Origin of the sequence: Nocardioides sp. BP30 (assembly GCF_029873215.1) — a bacterium.
Lineage (GTDB): Bacteria > Actinomycetota > Actinomycetes > Propionibacteriales > Nocardioidaceae > Nocardioides.
In genome coordinates, this window is record NZ_CP123620.1 from 3,775,025 (window position 1) to 3,789,322 (window position 14,298).

General features: G+C 70.3%; 14 protein-coding genes and 1 tRNA gene. 5 read left to right on the forward strand and 10 right to left on the reverse strand.

The features are described 5' to 3' along the window. Positions 1-51: 51 nt before the first annotated feature. From P5P86_RS17715 to P5P86_RS17730, 4 genes are all read right to left on the reverse strand, one after another. Positions 52-996 (reverse strand): ribose-phosphate diphosphokinase, encoded by a 945-nt coding sequence (locus P5P86_RS17715; protein WP_280611284.1) that lies wholly within the window; start codon positions 994-996, stop codon positions 52-54. 87 nt (positions 997-1,083) lie between these two features. Next, positions 1,084-2,616: a bifunctional UDP-N-acetylglucosamine diphosphorylase/glucosamine-1-phosphate N-acetyltransferase GlmU gene (gene glmU, locus P5P86_RS17720; protein ID WP_280608767.1), complete on the reverse strand. Its 1,533-nt coding sequence runs from the start codon at positions 2,614-2,616 to the stop codon at positions 1,084-1,086. Between the two features lie 29 nt (positions 2,617-2,645). Then, positions 2,646-3,593: a helix-turn-helix transcriptional regulator gene (locus tag P5P86_RS17725; protein ID WP_280608768.1), complete on the reverse strand. Its 948-nt coding sequence runs from the start codon at positions 3,591-3,593 to the stop codon at positions 2,646-2,648. A 63-nt stretch (positions 3,594-3,656) separates the two neighbouring features. Then, positions 3,657-3,995 carry a hypothetical protein gene (locus tag P5P86_RS17730; protein WP_280608769.1) on the reverse strand — a complete coding sequence of 113 codons (339 nt, stop codon included), beginning with the start codon at positions 3,993-3,995 and terminating at the stop codon, positions 3,657-3,659. A 131-nt stretch (positions 3,996-4,126) separates the two neighbouring features. Between P5P86_RS17730 and P5P86_RS17735 the strand changes: the two genes are divergently transcribed. Further along, positions 4,127-4,567 carry an SRPBCC family protein gene (locus P5P86_RS17735; protein ID WP_280608770.1) on the forward strand — a complete coding sequence of 147 codons (441 nt, stop codon included), beginning with the start codon at positions 4,127-4,129 and terminating at the stop codon, positions 4,565-4,567. Between the two features lies 1 nt (position 4,568). Here P5P86_RS17735 and P5P86_RS17740 read toward each other — a convergent pair. The 4 genes from P5P86_RS17740 to P5P86_RS17755 form a co-directional block, all read right to left on the reverse strand. Beyond that, positions 4,569-4,647: transfer RNA gene (locus P5P86_RS17740), tRNA-Gln, on the reverse strand. 16 nt (positions 4,648-4,663) lie between these two features. Then, a complete protein-coding gene (locus P5P86_RS17745; RefSeq protein ID WP_280608771.1) occupies positions 4,664-4,900 on the reverse strand; it encodes a DUF6752 domain-containing protein in 237 nt (78 codons plus the stop codon). After that, entirely contained in the window at positions 4,897-6,495 is a 1,599-nt protein-coding gene (locus P5P86_RS17750) for a LicD family protein (RefSeq protein WP_280608772.1), read from the reverse strand. Before P5P86_RS17750 ends, P5P86_RS17745 begins: the two co-directional genes overlap by 4 nt. Next, positions 6,492-6,923, reverse strand: coding sequence for an FAD synthase family protein (locus P5P86_RS17755; RefSeq protein ID WP_280608773.1), 432 nt, complete (start codon positions 6,921-6,923; stop codon positions 6,492-6,494). The genes P5P86_RS17750 and P5P86_RS17755 overlap by 4 nt, the downstream gene beginning before the upstream one ends. A 40-nt stretch (positions 6,924-6,963) precedes the next feature. Between P5P86_RS17755 and P5P86_RS17760 the strand changes: the two genes are divergently transcribed. Next, entirely contained in the window at positions 6,964-8,046 is a 1,083-nt protein-coding gene (locus P5P86_RS17760) for an ATP-dependent DNA ligase (RefSeq protein ID WP_280608774.1), read from the forward strand. A 37-nt stretch (positions 8,047-8,083) separates the two neighbouring features. Then, on the forward strand, positions 8,084-8,617 hold the full coding sequence (locus tag P5P86_RS17765; RefSeq protein WP_280608775.1) for a hypothetical protein: 534 nt from the start codon (positions 8,084-8,086) through the stop codon (positions 8,615-8,617). Between the two features lie 259 nt (positions 8,618-8,876). Here P5P86_RS17765 and P5P86_RS17770 read toward each other — a convergent pair whose 3' ends face one another. Beyond that, a complete protein-coding gene (locus tag P5P86_RS17770; RefSeq protein WP_280608776.1) occupies positions 8,877-9,953 on the reverse strand; it encodes a DNA polymerase domain-containing protein in 1,077 nt (358 codons plus the stop codon). A gap of 79 nt (positions 9,954-10,032) precedes the next feature. Here P5P86_RS17770 and msrB point away from each other — a divergent pair, with 79 nt between their 5' ends. Then, the gene (msrB, locus tag P5P86_RS17775; protein ID WP_280608777.1) at positions 10,033-10,431 is read left to right on the forward strand and encodes a peptide-methionine (R)-S-oxide reductase MsrB; all 399 of its coding nucleotides are present in this window, start codon (positions 10,033-10,035) and stop codon (positions 10,429-10,431) included. A 127-nt stretch (positions 10,432-10,558) separates the two neighbouring features. Then, the gene (locus P5P86_RS17780) at positions 10,559-11,821 is read left to right on the forward strand and encodes a uracil-xanthine permease family protein (protein WP_280608778.1); all 1,263 of its coding nucleotides are present in this window, start codon (positions 10,559-10,561) and stop codon (positions 11,819-11,821) included. Positions 11,822-12,027: 206 nt separating this feature from the next. Here P5P86_RS17780 and P5P86_RS17785 read toward each other — a convergent pair whose 3' ends face one another. Beyond that, positions 12,028-14,211, reverse strand: a complete 2,184-nt coding sequence (locus tag P5P86_RS17785; protein ID WP_280608779.1) for a methyl-accepting chemotaxis protein — start codon at positions 14,209-14,211, stop codon at positions 12,028-12,030. Positions 14,212-14,298: the final 87 nt, after the last annotated feature.

Consider the following 14,298-nt stretch of genomic DNA (forward strand, 5'->3'; position numbering starts at 1 on the left):
GCGCACCAGGTACGCCGGAGGTCACCCGACCCCGAGGCCTCGGCGCTCAGCTCAGGCGTGGCCGTCGAACATCGAGGTGACCGAGCCGTCCTCGAAGACCTCGCGGATCGCCCGCGCCAGCATCGGCGCGATCGAGAGGGTGGTCAGCTTGTCGAACTGCTTCTCCTCCGGCACCGGAAGGGTGTTGGTCACGATGACCTCGACGGCCGGGCTGTTCTTCAGCCGGTCCACGGCCGGGTCGGAGAGGATCGCGTGGGTGGCGCAGATGATCACGCCAGCCGCACCATCCTTCATCAGCGCCTCGGCCGCCTTCACGATGGTGCCGCCGGTGTCGATCATGTCGTCGGTCAGGACGCAGATCTTGCCACTGACCTCGCCGACGACCCGGTTGGCGACGACCTCGTTGGCGATGTCGGTGCGGCGGGTCTTGTGGATGAAGGCCAGCGGTACGCCGCCCAGGCGGGCCGCCCAGCGCTCCGCCACCTTGATCCGGCCGGCGTCGGGAGAGACGACCGCGAGCTGCTGGTCGCCGTACTTCTCCTTGATGTAGTCGGTCAGGATCGGCAAGGCCATCAGGTGGTCCACCGGGCCGTCGAAGTAGCCCTGGAGCTGGTCGGCGTGCAGGTCGACCGAGATGATCCGATCGGCACCGGCCGTCTTGAACATGTCGGCGACCAGCCGCGCCGAGATCGGTTCGCGGCCGCGGTGCTTCTTGTCCTGGCGGCTGTAGCCCCAGAACGGCATGACCACGGTGATCCGCTTGGCCGAGGCGCGCTTGAGCGCGTCGACCATGATCAGGTGCTCCATGATCCAGTCGTTGATCGGTGCGGTGTGGCTCTGGATGACGAAGGCGTCCGAGCCGCGCACCGACTCCTCGTAGCGGACGTAGGTCTCGCCGTTGGCGAAGTCGTAGGCGCTGGTGCCGACGAGGGGCGTCCCGAGGAGCTCGGCGACCTCCTCCGCGAGCGCCGGGTGCGCTCGACCGCTGAAGACCATCAGGTGCTTCTCGGTGGTCCGCTTGATGTCGGTGGTCACGAGCGCCGCTCCCGTGCTAGGTCCGCCAGAGGTGGTACGTGAGGATTGTTACGCACCCGTCGCCGGGTCCCCAACCCGGGACCCCCGGGTGTGAGACTCCTCATGTTCACCGGCCGTTCGCCCGCCGCCAGCCGGGTCGCCGGCCGAGTCGCCAGCCGGGTCGGGGGTGCCGGAGGCGGCCTCGGCTGCGGCAGCCTGCGGCGTACCCGGCCGCTTCGCGCGCGCCCAGCCCTCGATCACCCGCAGCGGCCCCGCGGAGACCGCCAGCGCACCGGCGGGCACGTCCTCACGCACGACCGTGCCACCACCCGTGGAGGCGCCGTCGCCGATCGTGACCGGCGGGATGAAGGTGTTGTTGGAGCCGGTCTTGGCGTACTTCCCGATCGTGGTGCGGTGCTTGGTGACGCCGTCGTAGTTGGCGAAGATCGTGCCCGCGCCGATGTTGGTGCCCTCGCCGATCACGGCGTCGCCGACGTAGGACAGGTGCGGGACCTTGGCGCCGTCGCCGATCTCGGCGTTCTTGGTCTCCACGAAGCCGCCGATCTTGCCGGCCCTGCCCAGCACGGTGCCGGGTCGCAGGTGGGCGAAGGGACCCACCTCGGCGCCCTCGCCGATCACCGAGAGCGCCGCCTGCGTGCGTACGACGTGGGCACCGGGGCCGACCTCGCAGTCGGTCAGGGTGGTGTCGGGGCCGATCACGGCGTCCTCGGCCACGCTCGTCGCGCCGAGCAGCTGCACGCCCGGGAGGAGCGTGACGTCGGGAGCCAGGTCGACGTCGACGTGGATCCAGGTGGTCGCGGGGTCGACCACCGTCACTCCCTCGCGCATCCAGCGCTCCACCACCCGCCGGTTGAGCTCGCGGCCGAGCTCGGCCAGCTGCACCCGGTCGTTGGCGCCCTCGGTCTGGACCGGGTCGGCCAGCACGTGACCGCCGGCCCGGGAGCCGTCGGCGACGGCGAGCCGCACGGTGTCGGTCAGGTAGAACTCCCCGCTGACCGGGCTGCGCTCGAGCCGCGGCAGCGCCGCCTGCAGGAAGGCCGCGTCGAAGGCCAGGATCCCGGAGTTGATCTCGTCGATCGCGCGCTCCTCCTCCGAGGCGTCCTTCTCCTCCACGATCGCGCGCACGTCGCCGTCATCGGTACGCACGATCCGGCCGTAGCCACGCGGCACCGGCACCCGGGCCGTCAGGACGCTCACGGCATGCTGGCCGGAGCGGTGGCGGCCCATGAACCACTGCAGCGTCTCGCCCGTCAGCAGCGGGGTGTCGGCGGTGAGGACCAGGACGTCGCCGCTCGTCGCTCCGCTGGCGAGGAGGCCCACCTGGGCGGCGTGGCCGGTGCCGAGCTGCTCGTCCTGCACCGCGACGACGATCCGCTCGTCGAGCTGCTCCACGTGGGCCTGGACCTGGTCGCGGCCGTGACCGACGACCACGACGACCCGGTCGGCGTGCAGCGACTCGACAGCGGACAGGACGTGACCGACCATGCTGCGGCCGCCGATGGTGTGCAGCACCTTCGGCAGCTTGGACTTCATCCGCTTGCCGTGGCCGGCAGCGAGCACGATGACGGTGAGATCGGTCATGGGCGAGAGCCTACGGGGCCTTTCGGGGCTCAACCGCGCAGCGTGTCTCGCGGCAGCTCGCCGAACATCCGGCGGTAGTGCGCGCTGAACCGGCTCAGGTCGGCGAACCCCCACCGGGCCGCGATGTCGGTCACGGTGACCCCGCGGGTGGGGTCGGCGGCGTGGAGATCGGCGCGCACCCGGTCCAGGCGAACGCGGCGCAGGTAGCCCATCGGGGTCGCGTCGAGGTGACGGCGGAAGGCGATCTGGAGCGCGCGGACCGAGACGTGTGCGGCTGCCGCGATGTCGGTGACGCTCAGGTCGAGGTCCGGATTGGCCTCCATGAAGGCCACCGCTCGCCGTACGGTCGCGATCCCCGACCGGTGTTCGCTCGGTCGGGGCAGCGCGCCCGGGGTGAAGGCCGTCACCGTCGCAGCGGCCAACAGCCGACCCGCGGCGCCCAGCACCAGCGGGCTGCTCGCGGCGGTGTCGTTGGCGGCCAGCGTCTGGGTCAGGTAGTCGACGGTGCGCCGCCAGTGCCCGGCCTGCTCGGGGCGCAGCGCTTCCCGGGTGAAGCGTCGGACGACGTCGGCGGCGGGCTCCTCGCTCACCTCGTCCACGAGGCTGAGGTCGAGGCTGATGGCCTGCGCGCGGCGCGTCCGCGTGACGGCCCGGTAGGGCTCGTCCGGCTGCGCGCACATGAAGACGTCCCCGGCCCGGAACAGCCGCCGGTCGCGGTGCGCGTCCTCGAAGCCGAGCTCACCGTCCAGCACCCGCACGATGAGCGCGTAGCCCAGCGGGCTCATCTGGTACTCGGTGTAGAACGAGTAGTGCATGTCGTCGATGCGCAGCTCGCCGAGATCCTGCCGTCGCTGACCGAAGCGGAAGTCCTCGCTCGTCTCGAACCGCACGCGACCCTCGGCGTACGCCGAGGCGAGCAGCGCCTGGGCGCTCTCGGCGTCGGTGGTGATCTGCTCGGTGATGACGGGTGCGTGCACGGGCGGCCCCTCGGTGGCTTCGGGAGCCGGAAGGATACCCGTTCCGATTCGCGATCCGGCCGTTCAGCAGACGATCTCGACCCGGTCCAGCATCCCGACGGCGTCCAGCACCTCATACGCCGCACAGTCCCTCGCGCAGCGCAGCGCCACGTGCTCCTCGAGGAGCTCCTCGAGGAAGGTCACCCCGGCCGGGGTGAGCCTCGCCAGGCTGCTCAGGTCCACCGCGTGGGATCCGGCGGAGTCCAGCTGCATCGCCAGCTCCGCGCGCACGGTCGGGACCACCGCGAAGTCGAGCTCCCCGACGAGGCGCAGCTCACCGGTGGCCGGGTCGCGTTCGACCGTCGGCACCCTCTGGTCCAGGGTCCCGTCCCTCTTCGCGTGCGCGCGCCCGAACCCGCTCATGGCCTTACCTTCGAAGCCGGCGGCCGGGCGCGTCTAGGCCGTCGGCGCACGCCTCGCCGGCCGACAGGGCCGAAAGCGAACGCCGCCGGTCCTCGGCGGTGCCGGTTGGAAGGACACGTCACAATCGCCGGGTGAGCAGCATCGTGGAGCACAGCGTCGAGATCGCCGCCCCGGTCGACGAGGTCTTCGCCTACGTCGACGACTTCACCAAGACCAAGGACTGGATGTACGGGCTGCACACCATCGAGCCGGTGGGTGAGCAGCTGCGTGGCGTGGGCGCGACGTACGACGGCACGATGAAGCTCGGCGTCTCGCTCACCTCCCGGCTCCGCTGCACCCGCTGGGAACCCGGCCGGCTGATCGAGATCGAGTCGGTCAAGGGCGTCCAGAACACCCAGCGCTGGACGTTCACCGACCTCGGCGGCGACCGCACCCGGCTCGAGGCGTGGATCAGCTACACCCTGCCCGGCGGACCGGCGGGCAAGGTGATCGCGAACGCGGTCAAGCCGCTGATCTCGGTGGCGATCAAGCACACCAGCGAGACGCTGGTGCGCAACATCGAGAACCGCTGAGCTCCCCGGGCAGGAGTCGAACCTGCGTCGCTAGTCCTGATTCAAAGTCAGGCGGGCCCTGCCGGCAGACCAACCGGGGATCGTGAGAAAAGAGTGTCAGATGCTGGCCCGGTAGCGCTCCAGTGCCTCCCGGACGGCGTCCTCGTCGCGCTCCTGGATCGGCACCAGCAGCTCGGCGACGACGTCGGTGAGCTCGGCGATGCGCCGGTTCAGCTGCCGCAGCTCCTGCACCTCGTCCTCGAGCGCCCGGAGGCGGGACCGCACCGTCTTGCCGCTGGCCCGCTCGGCGCGCCAGTTCTCGATGTTGTAGCGGATCTTGCCGGTGGCACTCATGCGTTCTTTCCCTTCGGCGCGGGCCAGGATGCCCGGATCCGGCACACTGCCGGGTCGGGCTGGTCGAACAGGTCGTCGCCAGGACCGACCTCGAGGAGCTCGATGTGGCCGCCGCGAGCGCGGATCTCCTCGGCGACCTGCTCCGGATCCAGTCGTTGCTCGAGGTCCACCGGCTCCGGGTCCGGTACGTCGTCGCCCGTCGCGGCGAACTCCAGGAACAGCGCCCGGTCGCCGCGCAGCGCCATCGAGCACAGCTGCCAGAACTGGTCGCGTGCCGCGGCGTCGAGCGAGCCGATCAGGCGGCGGGCGAAGATGTGGTGCGGGTCCCGAGCCAGCCGCGCACCGAAGGTCAGCACGTGCCGCAGCTCCCCCAGGATCAGCTGCTCGGTGCGCAGGTCGACGGGCCGCTTGCTCGCGCGCCGGCCGGTCAACCGCACGGCGCCCCGGGAGAAGTCGACCGCCCACAGGCGGTGCCCGCGACGAGCCAGCAGCACGGCGTCGCGACCGTTACCGCAGCCGACGTCCAGGATCGGCTGCCCGGGCTCGAGCTGCTCGTGGACCCAGCGCCCGAACGAGGAGCTGCGCCGCGGCACGTCGTCGGAGGCGGCACCGGTCCAGAACTCGGTCCACAGGCCCATCGTGGTGCGGAACCCGCGCAGCCAGCCGTCGAGACGACGGACGCCCGCGGGCGGGTCGGCGTACTTGAACGACGGGTCGGGCACCCGCCAGGAGGGGCCGTAGAGGAAGGCCAGCATCGCCTCGGGGTCGGCGGGTGCCGGGAAGGTGTAGCCGTGCAGCTCGACCTGCGAGACCGGCACGATCACCTCCCGCGGAACCTGGCCGCTGCGGTTGCCCAGCTGGTAGAAGGTGCCGCGGACGTAGAAGGCCACGAAGATGTCGATGTGGCAGACCCGGCCGTCGCTGAGTCGCAGCAGCAGCTTGATGTCGCCGCCCGACATGCGCAGCAGGTTCCAGCCCAGGTCGCGCATCACGCGCTCGATCCGGTAGGACTCGAGGATCACGTCGGCCGGCGACTCGTGCCGCGACAGGTAGCACACGTCGGTATCGGAGTCGTGCGCGATCATCGCGCCGTCCCGGATCGCCCCGAGGAGGGCGCCGTAGTTGAGGTAGGCCTCCACCCCGCAGGTCTCGCGCAGGTCACGCAGCGCCCGCTGGGTCCCCGCGAGGATCTCGTCGCGGATGCCCTCGTCGGTGGCGGCGAAGGAACGGGTCAGGTGGCCGACCTTGTCGACCGAGAGCGGGTTGCCGTCGGCGTCGACGATCTCGAGGCGATCCGTACCGGAGCCGAAGGAGACGTCGGCGTCGAAGTACGCCGTCTCGCCGGTCACGTCGCAGACGCTGATCCGGCCGACCCCGTCGAGGAAGCGCTGCAGCACGTTGGGCCACGGCACCAGCCAGCCCCCGCCCTGCGACGTACCGTCGCGCTCGGGGGTCAGCGACCACACGTAGCGGCCCTCGACGGAGAGCACCAGCGGGCCGGTGCCCTGGGCGGTGACGTGGACGCCGCGTCCGTCGACGCCGACGCCGCCGACCAGCTCGCGATCAGCGGCGGGCCCGGGGACGGGATCGGTCACGAGACGCGCTCGTCCCCTCGGTCGAGGTGGCGGCGCAGCGCGGTGCTCGAGGTGTGCATCGTGTAGGGGAAGTAGACGACCTCGACCCCGACCTCGGCCATGTGCCGCTCGAGGCGCTCGCCCTTGGGCGTGCCCTTCCAGTCGTCACCCTTGAAGATGCGGTGGAAGCCGACCGCGCGCCACGCGTCCCGCTTGTCGGTGGTGACCTCGACGTAGGCGTCGTCGACGATCCCGATCGCCTTGACGATCTCCAACCGCTCGATCAGCGGGACGGTGGGCGTGATGCCCTTGGACGCCTCGCAGACCTCGTCGGAGACCACACCGGCGACGAGTACGTCGCACATCGCGCGCGCCTGGCGCAGCGCGTTGAGGTGGCCCACGTGGAACAGGTCGAAGACGCCGGGTACGTAGCCGACGACTTTGCTCATGCGGCTCAGAGTACCCAATCGGCGCCTCTACGCTGACTTCATGGACCTGCCGGTGATGCCGCCCGTACTTCCCATGCTGGCCAAGTCCGTGCCGTCGGTGCCGACCACCGAGGGGCTCTCCTTCGAGCCCAAGTGGGACGGCTTCCGCTGCCTGATCTTCAAGGACGGCGAGGAGGTCGAGCTCGCCTCGCGCAACACCAAGCCGCTGACCCGCTACTTCCCCGAGGTGGTCGCCGCGGCGCGCGCGCAGCTGCCGGCACGGTGCGTGCTCGACGGCGAGCTGTTCGTCGCGGGCGGGGACCGGCTGGAGTTCGAGGTGCTGCAGGAGCGCATCCACCCCGCCGCGTCACGGATCAACCTGCTCGCCGAGCAGACCCCGGCACAGTACGTCGCCTTCGACCTCCTCGCCCTGGACGAGACCTCGTACGTCGATCGCCCGTTCGCTGAGCGCCGTGCCGCCCTGGAGGAGGCGCTCGGCGGGCTGGCCGGGCAGGCGGGGGCGTGCCACCTGACCCGGACGACCACCGACCCGGCAGAGGCGGAGCGGTGGTTCCGCCAGTTCGAGGGCGCCGGGCTCGACGGCGTGGTCGCCAAGAGCCTGGACGCACCGTACGCGCCCAACCAGCGCACCATGCTCAAGATCAAGCACGCCCGCACGGCCGACGTCGTCGTGGCGGGCTACCGGCTGCACAAGACCTCCACCGAGGAGCGCCCCCTGCTCGGCAGCCTGCTGCTCGGGCTCTACCAGGACGGCGAGCTGCAGCACATCGGGGTGGCCGCCTCGTTCACGGCCAAGCGACGCGCGGAGTTGATCGACGAGCTGGCGCCCCTGGTCGTGCCGATCGAGGAGCATCCGTGGGGACGGTGGCAGGAGTTCCTGACCGCCAATCCGGACCGCGTTCCGGGCACCCAGTCGCGCTGGTCCCAGGGCAAGGACCTCTCCTTCGTCCCCCTGCGCCCGGAGCGGGTGCTGGAGGTCGGCTACGACCATATGGAGGGTCGGCGGTTCCGGCACACCGCGCAGTTCAAGCGCTGGCGGCCTGACCGCGATCCCGAGACCTGCGGCTACGACCAGCTGGAGGAGCCGGTCTCCTACGACCTGGGCGACGTCCTGGGCGGCTGAGGCGGCCGGCCGCCGAGCATGCGACTAGGCTCCGGCCATGGCTGACTACGACGTCGTACTCCTCGTCGAGCAGGCGCTCAGCGCCGCCGACGCCGCTCGGGTGCGCTCCCTGCACGAGGCCCTCGAGGACCCGGTGACCTATCACGTCCTGCTGCCGGTGGACGACGCCGCCGCGCGTGTCGAGGCGGCGATGGGCACCCTGCCGAGCAGCGAGCTGCTCGGTGCGCCAGGCGTCCTGGCCAACAGCGCCGACCTGGCCGCTGTCGAGGAGGACGCCCGTGAGCGCGCCGACAAGGCACTGGCCGACACGCTCGCCGCGCTCACCTCCGCCGGCGCCACCGCGTCCGGACAGCTCGTCCAGGACCCGATCGAGGCGCTCGCCGCGAAGGTCAAGGAGGTCGACGGCCGCGAGGCGATCATCCTCACCCAGCCCCACGTCGTGGCCGAGTTCTTCCACGTCGACTGGACCGCGCAGGCTCGTCGCAAGCTCGGCGTCCCGGTGCTGCACCTGCTCGAGCATGAGACCTTCGACGAGCAGGCCGGCGAAGGCGAAGGCATCCAGGGCTTCTGAGACCACCGACCCGCCCGACCTGTTCCCGTTCTGTTACCGAACCCTGCCGCTCCCGTGGATGTCGCGAGGAGGCGGCTTGCCTAGGGTTCCCTATGGTGTTCGCCTCCCCGGAGGCGGGTGCCGCAACATGGGAGGCGTCGAAGCACCACGGACGTAAGGCCAGCGGTAGGTCGGGGGACAGACCGCGCGTGTGTCTTCGGTGAGTGGCCCGTCGTGCGATCGGGGGATCGGCACGGCGGGTCGGCCTCATTTCGGGGCCCTACCGCTCGATCCGGTTGCCGTCGTCGTCCCAGTGTCCGGCGACCTTCTTGCTCGGCTGCACGCGCGGCGGCTCCCCCGGCATCTTGGGGTAGTCGGGCGGGAAGTTGAGCTCGCCGCCCGGCAGCTCCTCCCACAGCCGCAGCAGCGGCGTCAGTTCGTGCGCCACCTCGTCGATGCCCGCCCACGGATCCGCGTCGGCCAAGCGATCGGGCACGGTGACGATGTTCAGACCGCGGGGGTCGTCGAGCTCGGCGAGCTCGGCCCAGGTCAGCGGCGTGGAGACCGGCGCACCCGGTCGTGGTCGCAGGCTGTAGGCGCTGGCGATGGTGCGGTCGCGGTTGTTCTGGTTGTAGTCGACGAAGATCCGCTGCCCGCGCTCCTCCTTCCACCAGGCGGTGGTGACGCCGCCGTCGCGGCGCTCCAGCTCGCGGCCGAACCCGATCGCGGCGTGCCGGACCTCCTCGAAGGACCACTCCGGCCGGATCCGGACGTAGATGTGGATACCGCGGTTGCCGCTGGTCTTCGGGTAGCCGACGATGCCCAGCTCCCGCAGCAGCTCGTCGGCCACCGCGGCGACACGGCGGGCGTCAGCGAACCCGGTGCCCGGCTGCGGGTCGAGGTCGATGCGCAGCTCGTCGGGGCGGTCGACGTCGGCGCGCCGGACCGGCCACGGGTGGAAGGTCAGCGTGCCCATCTGGGCGCACCACACCGGCACCGCCGCCTCGGTGGGGCACACCTCGTCGGCCGTGCGACCGCTCGGGAAGGTCACCGTGACCGTCTCCAGGTAGTCGGGCGCACCCTTGGGGACCCGCTTCTGGTAGAACGCCTCGGCGTCCTTCTGCGTGGTGCTCGTCGCGAGCCGGTAGCCCTCGCGGACCCCCGAGGGCCAGCGCTCCAGCGCTGTCGGCCGCTCCCCGAGCGCGCGCATCAGGCCGGCGCCGACGGTCGCGAAGAACTCGCACACGTCGAGCTTGGTGATCGCCGGCGTACGGTCCGTGGCCTCGTAGATCACCCGGTCGGGGCTGGAGATCCTGACCTCCCGGTCACCCGCGGCGACGTACGCGTCCTTGGCCATGGAGTCACCGTAGACGCTGGTGGAGGCCCTACCTCCGCCACGCCCCCGACGCCACTCGGCGTGTCCGTACACTGGAGTCGTGTCCTACAACGTGGAGAAGACCGACGCCGAGTGGCGCGACGAGCTGAGCCCTGAGGAGTACCACGTGCTGCGCGAGGCGGGCACGGAGCGGGCGTTCACCGGGGAGTACACCGACACCGAGACCAAGGGCGTCTACCGCTGCAAGGCGTGCCAGGCCAAGCTCTTCGAGTCCGACACCAAGTTCCACTCCGGCTGTGGCTGGCCGTCGTTCTACCAGCCGATCACGGACACCGTGGAGTACATCGAGGACGACTCCTATGGGATGAAGCGGGTCGAGGTGCGCTGCGCCAACTGCGGCTCGCACCTGGGCCACGTCTTCCCCGACGGCTACGGCACCCCGACCGGCGACCGCTACTGCATCAACTCGATCTCGGTCACCCTCGAAGCCGCCGAGTAGTCACCCCGTCACACTCGAGGCGTCACCGGGTCGCCCTCGAGGCGTCACCGAGTCCCCCTGAGGACTTCCGCCGTACGGCCGTCTTCGGACATCCTTTGCCGACGACGACGGTGGCGGAAGGGCTGACATGCGACTCGGGTGGGACCTGCACGGTGACGGACGAAGCATCCGCGAGGGCGAGATCGTCGCCCCGTGGGAGCGGCTGACCTGGCCACGGACGATCGGCTTCGGTGCCCAGCACATCGTGGCGATGTTCGGTGCCACGTTCCTGGTGCCGCTGCTGACGCACTTCCCGCCGAGCACCACGCTGTTCTTCTCCGGCGTCGGCACGCTGCTGTTCCTGGTGCTCACCGGCAACCGGCTGCCGAGCTACCTGGGGTCCTCGTTCGCGTTCATCGCACCGATCCTCGCCGCGGAGGCCGAGCCGAGCCAGGGCGTCGGTGGCGCGCTGTTCGGAGTGGTGGCGACAGGCGTCCTGCTGGCGGTCGTCGGCGGGATCGTGGTCGCCACCGGGACCCGCTGGATCGAGGTGCTGATGCCGCCGGTGGTCACCGGCGCGATCGTGGCGCTGATCGGGCTCAACCTCGCCCCCACGGCCGCCGGCAACTTCCAGGCCAAGCCCTGGCTGGCTCTCGTCACCCTGGTCACCGTGCTGGTCACGTCGGTGGCGTTCCGCGGCATGGCGGCACGGCTCTCGATCCTCATCGGCGTCGTGGTCGGGTACGCCGCTGCCGCCGTCGCCGGCGACATCAGCTTCAAGCAGGTGCGTACGGCCAACTGGTTCGGCCTGCCCGACTTCGCCCATCCGCACGCCACCTGGTCGGTGGTGCCGATGTTCCTACCGGTCGTGCTGGTGCTCGTCGCCGAGAACGTCGGCCACGTCCGCTCGGTGGCCCATCTCGCCCAGGACCCGACCATCAACCGGCTGACCGGCAGGGCACTGGTAGCGGACGGTCTCGCCACCACCCTCGCCGGCCTCGGCGGCGGGTCGGCGACCACGACGTACGGCGAGAACATCGGCGTCATGACCGCCACCCGGGTGTTCTCCACCGCTGCATACTGGGTGGCCGGCCTCGTGGCGCTGCTGCTGAGCATGAGCCCCAAGGTCGGCGCCGTCCTCAACACCGTCCCGGCCGGCGTGCTGGGCGGCGTCACGGTGGCGCTCTACGGGCTGATCGGTCTGATCGGCATCCGGATCTGGCTGGACAACGACGTCGACTTCTCCGCGCCGGTCAACCAGTTCACTGCCGCCGTCGCGCTGGTGATCGGGATCGGCAACCTCACCCTGAGCGCCGGGGACCTGACCTTCACCGGCATCGCGCTGGGCACGATCGCCGCCGTGGTGGTCTTCCACGGGATGACAGCCATCACCCGGCTGCGGCGCGCTTAGCGCCGGCTCCGGCGCCGGCTCCGGCGTCAGCTCCGGCGTCGGTGCGGGCGTCGGGAGTCGGGTGTGGGTGGCTCGAGGTAGGTCGGGAAGCAGACGCTCCCCGTGCGGAACACCGCACGGGGAGCGTGGGTCGGGCTGCATCCCTCGACGAACCAGCAACCTGCGCCGGTCCGCCTGCCCTGATCCTGCGGGGTCGGCCCCGTGGTTCAGTAGCGGAAGGTGCTGACCAGCCGGTCCAGGGTGGTGGCCATCCCGGCCAGCTCCGCGGCTGCCGCGGAGGTCCCCGCCGCACCCTGCTGAGTCTCCGCGGCAGCACCAGCAACCTTGGTGATATCCGCAGCGATCCCGTTCGCACCCGTCGCAGCCTCGGTCACCGAACGAGCGATCTCATTGGTCGTAGCAGTCTGCTCCTCCACCGCCGAGGCAATCGTCCCGGTGATGTCATTGATCTGCCCGATCACCGCCGTGATCTGAGTAATCGCCTCCACCGCATTGGTCGTATCACCCTGGATCGCCTCGATCCGACGCCCGATCTCCTCAGTCGCCTTCGCGGTCTCCCCAGCCAACTCCTTGACCTCGTTGGCCACCACCGCGAACCCCTTGCCCGCATCCCCAGCCCGAGCCGCCTCGATCGTGGCATTCAACGCCAACAAATTGGTCTGCTGCGCAATCGAGGTGATCACCTTGATCACCTGCCCGATCTCCGCACTGGAGACCCCCAAGGAATCGATCGTGCCCCGCGCCGTGGTCGCCACCTGCACCGCATCCGCAGCCACCGTCGAAGCATCAGTCGCGTTACGAGCGATCTCCCGGATCGAGGACGACATCTCCTCGGCCGCCGTGGCGACCGTGGCGATATTGACCGAGACCTGCTCCGCCGCCGCCGAGACATTCCCCGCCAGATCCGAGGCCTGCCCCGTCCCCCGCGTCATCTCCCCCGACACAGCCGTCAACTCCTCAGCCGCAGCCGCCATCGACGTCGAGGTCTGCCCGATCTGAGCGATGCTGCCCCGCAACGCCCCCGCCAACCGCCGCAACGCATCCGCAACCTGACCCAGACCATCCTCCCCCGAAACCTCCAACTCACCGGTCAGATCACCAGCGGCCAACCCCTGGGCATAGGTCAACATCACCGCCACCCGCTGCGCATCCTCACTGGCCTTCGCCGCGACCTGCGCAGCACGAGCCCGCTCCTGCTCCGCCGCCGCCAACTCCCGAGCCCGCTGCTCAGCCTGCGCCGCATCAGCCGCCGCCCGCTGCTCAGCCTCCACCGCAGCCTCACGATCCCGCCGCTCCGCCTCGACCCGGGCCTCCCCAGCCACCCGCTCAGCCTCCGCAGCAGCCCGCTCCTCGGCCTGCCGAGCCTCCAACTCAGCCCGCTCCACCGCAGCCCGCTGCTCAGCCACCAACCGAGCCTCCCGCTCAGCCTGCGCCACCGCAGCAGCCTCATCAGCAGCATCCAACGACGAGATCACCGCATCGATCGAGGTCGCGATCGACCCGATCTCATCAACATTGCGATGCACCACCCGCTTCGAACGATCACCCGAAGCAATCGCCCGCAACACCACCACCACACGACCCAACGGCCCCGCAATCGACCGAATGATCAACCACGCCACCACCCAGAACAACACCGCACCCACCAACGCCACCAACGCCAAACTCAACCGCAACGACTTCAACGAGTCGTTGCCCTTCTTGATGTTGGCTTCGGCGGCGGCATCGCCGCCGGTGGTGAGGGTGGTGAAGATCTTGTCGATCGCCAGGTACGGCGCATAGGCCTTGATGATGGCCACCCGGGAGGCGCCGGCCTCGTCGCCCTTCTGCATCAGCGCGAGGGCCTTGGCCTGGATGTCGTCGTGGTAGGCGACGACCTTCGCCCGCAGGTCGGTGAACTGGGGCACCACGGCCTGCGCCGAGGGCGTCCCGATGCCCTTGATCACCTTGATCGCCGTGTCGAGCGACTTCAGAGTCGCCGCGTAGTCGCTGGCGACGTAGCCGACACTGGTCTGGGTGATGCCCGGCTGCTCGGACTCGATCGGCGGCGAGTTCAGCGCCGACTCCATCATGTCGTCGCTGGCGATCCATGAGTTGCGGGCGGCGCTGATCGCCGCGATCGCCTGGTTGGTGGTCCCCGAGGACTCGTTCTGGCTGATCAAGGGTCCGATCCGGAGCAGGCCGAGGCCCGTCATCACGGCGAACACGACGATGGCGATGGCCGCCATCGCCCACAGCTTCTGCTTGATCGTGACCCGGGTGAGCAGCCCACCGCGGCGGCGGCCTGTCCCTGGGTCTTCCGACGAGCCTTCGGGGCGGTGCCCGATCAGACGCTCGGTCAGGGGCGTGGTCGGGCGCTCGGTCTCGCGCTCGAAGGCCAGCGTGGCCATGGGCTCCTCCAACGGGGTGTGGGTTGCTGCACCCATCGGCCGAGCCGTCGGCGGACCAAGCAATACCGCCCAGAAGCGGGACCCGTC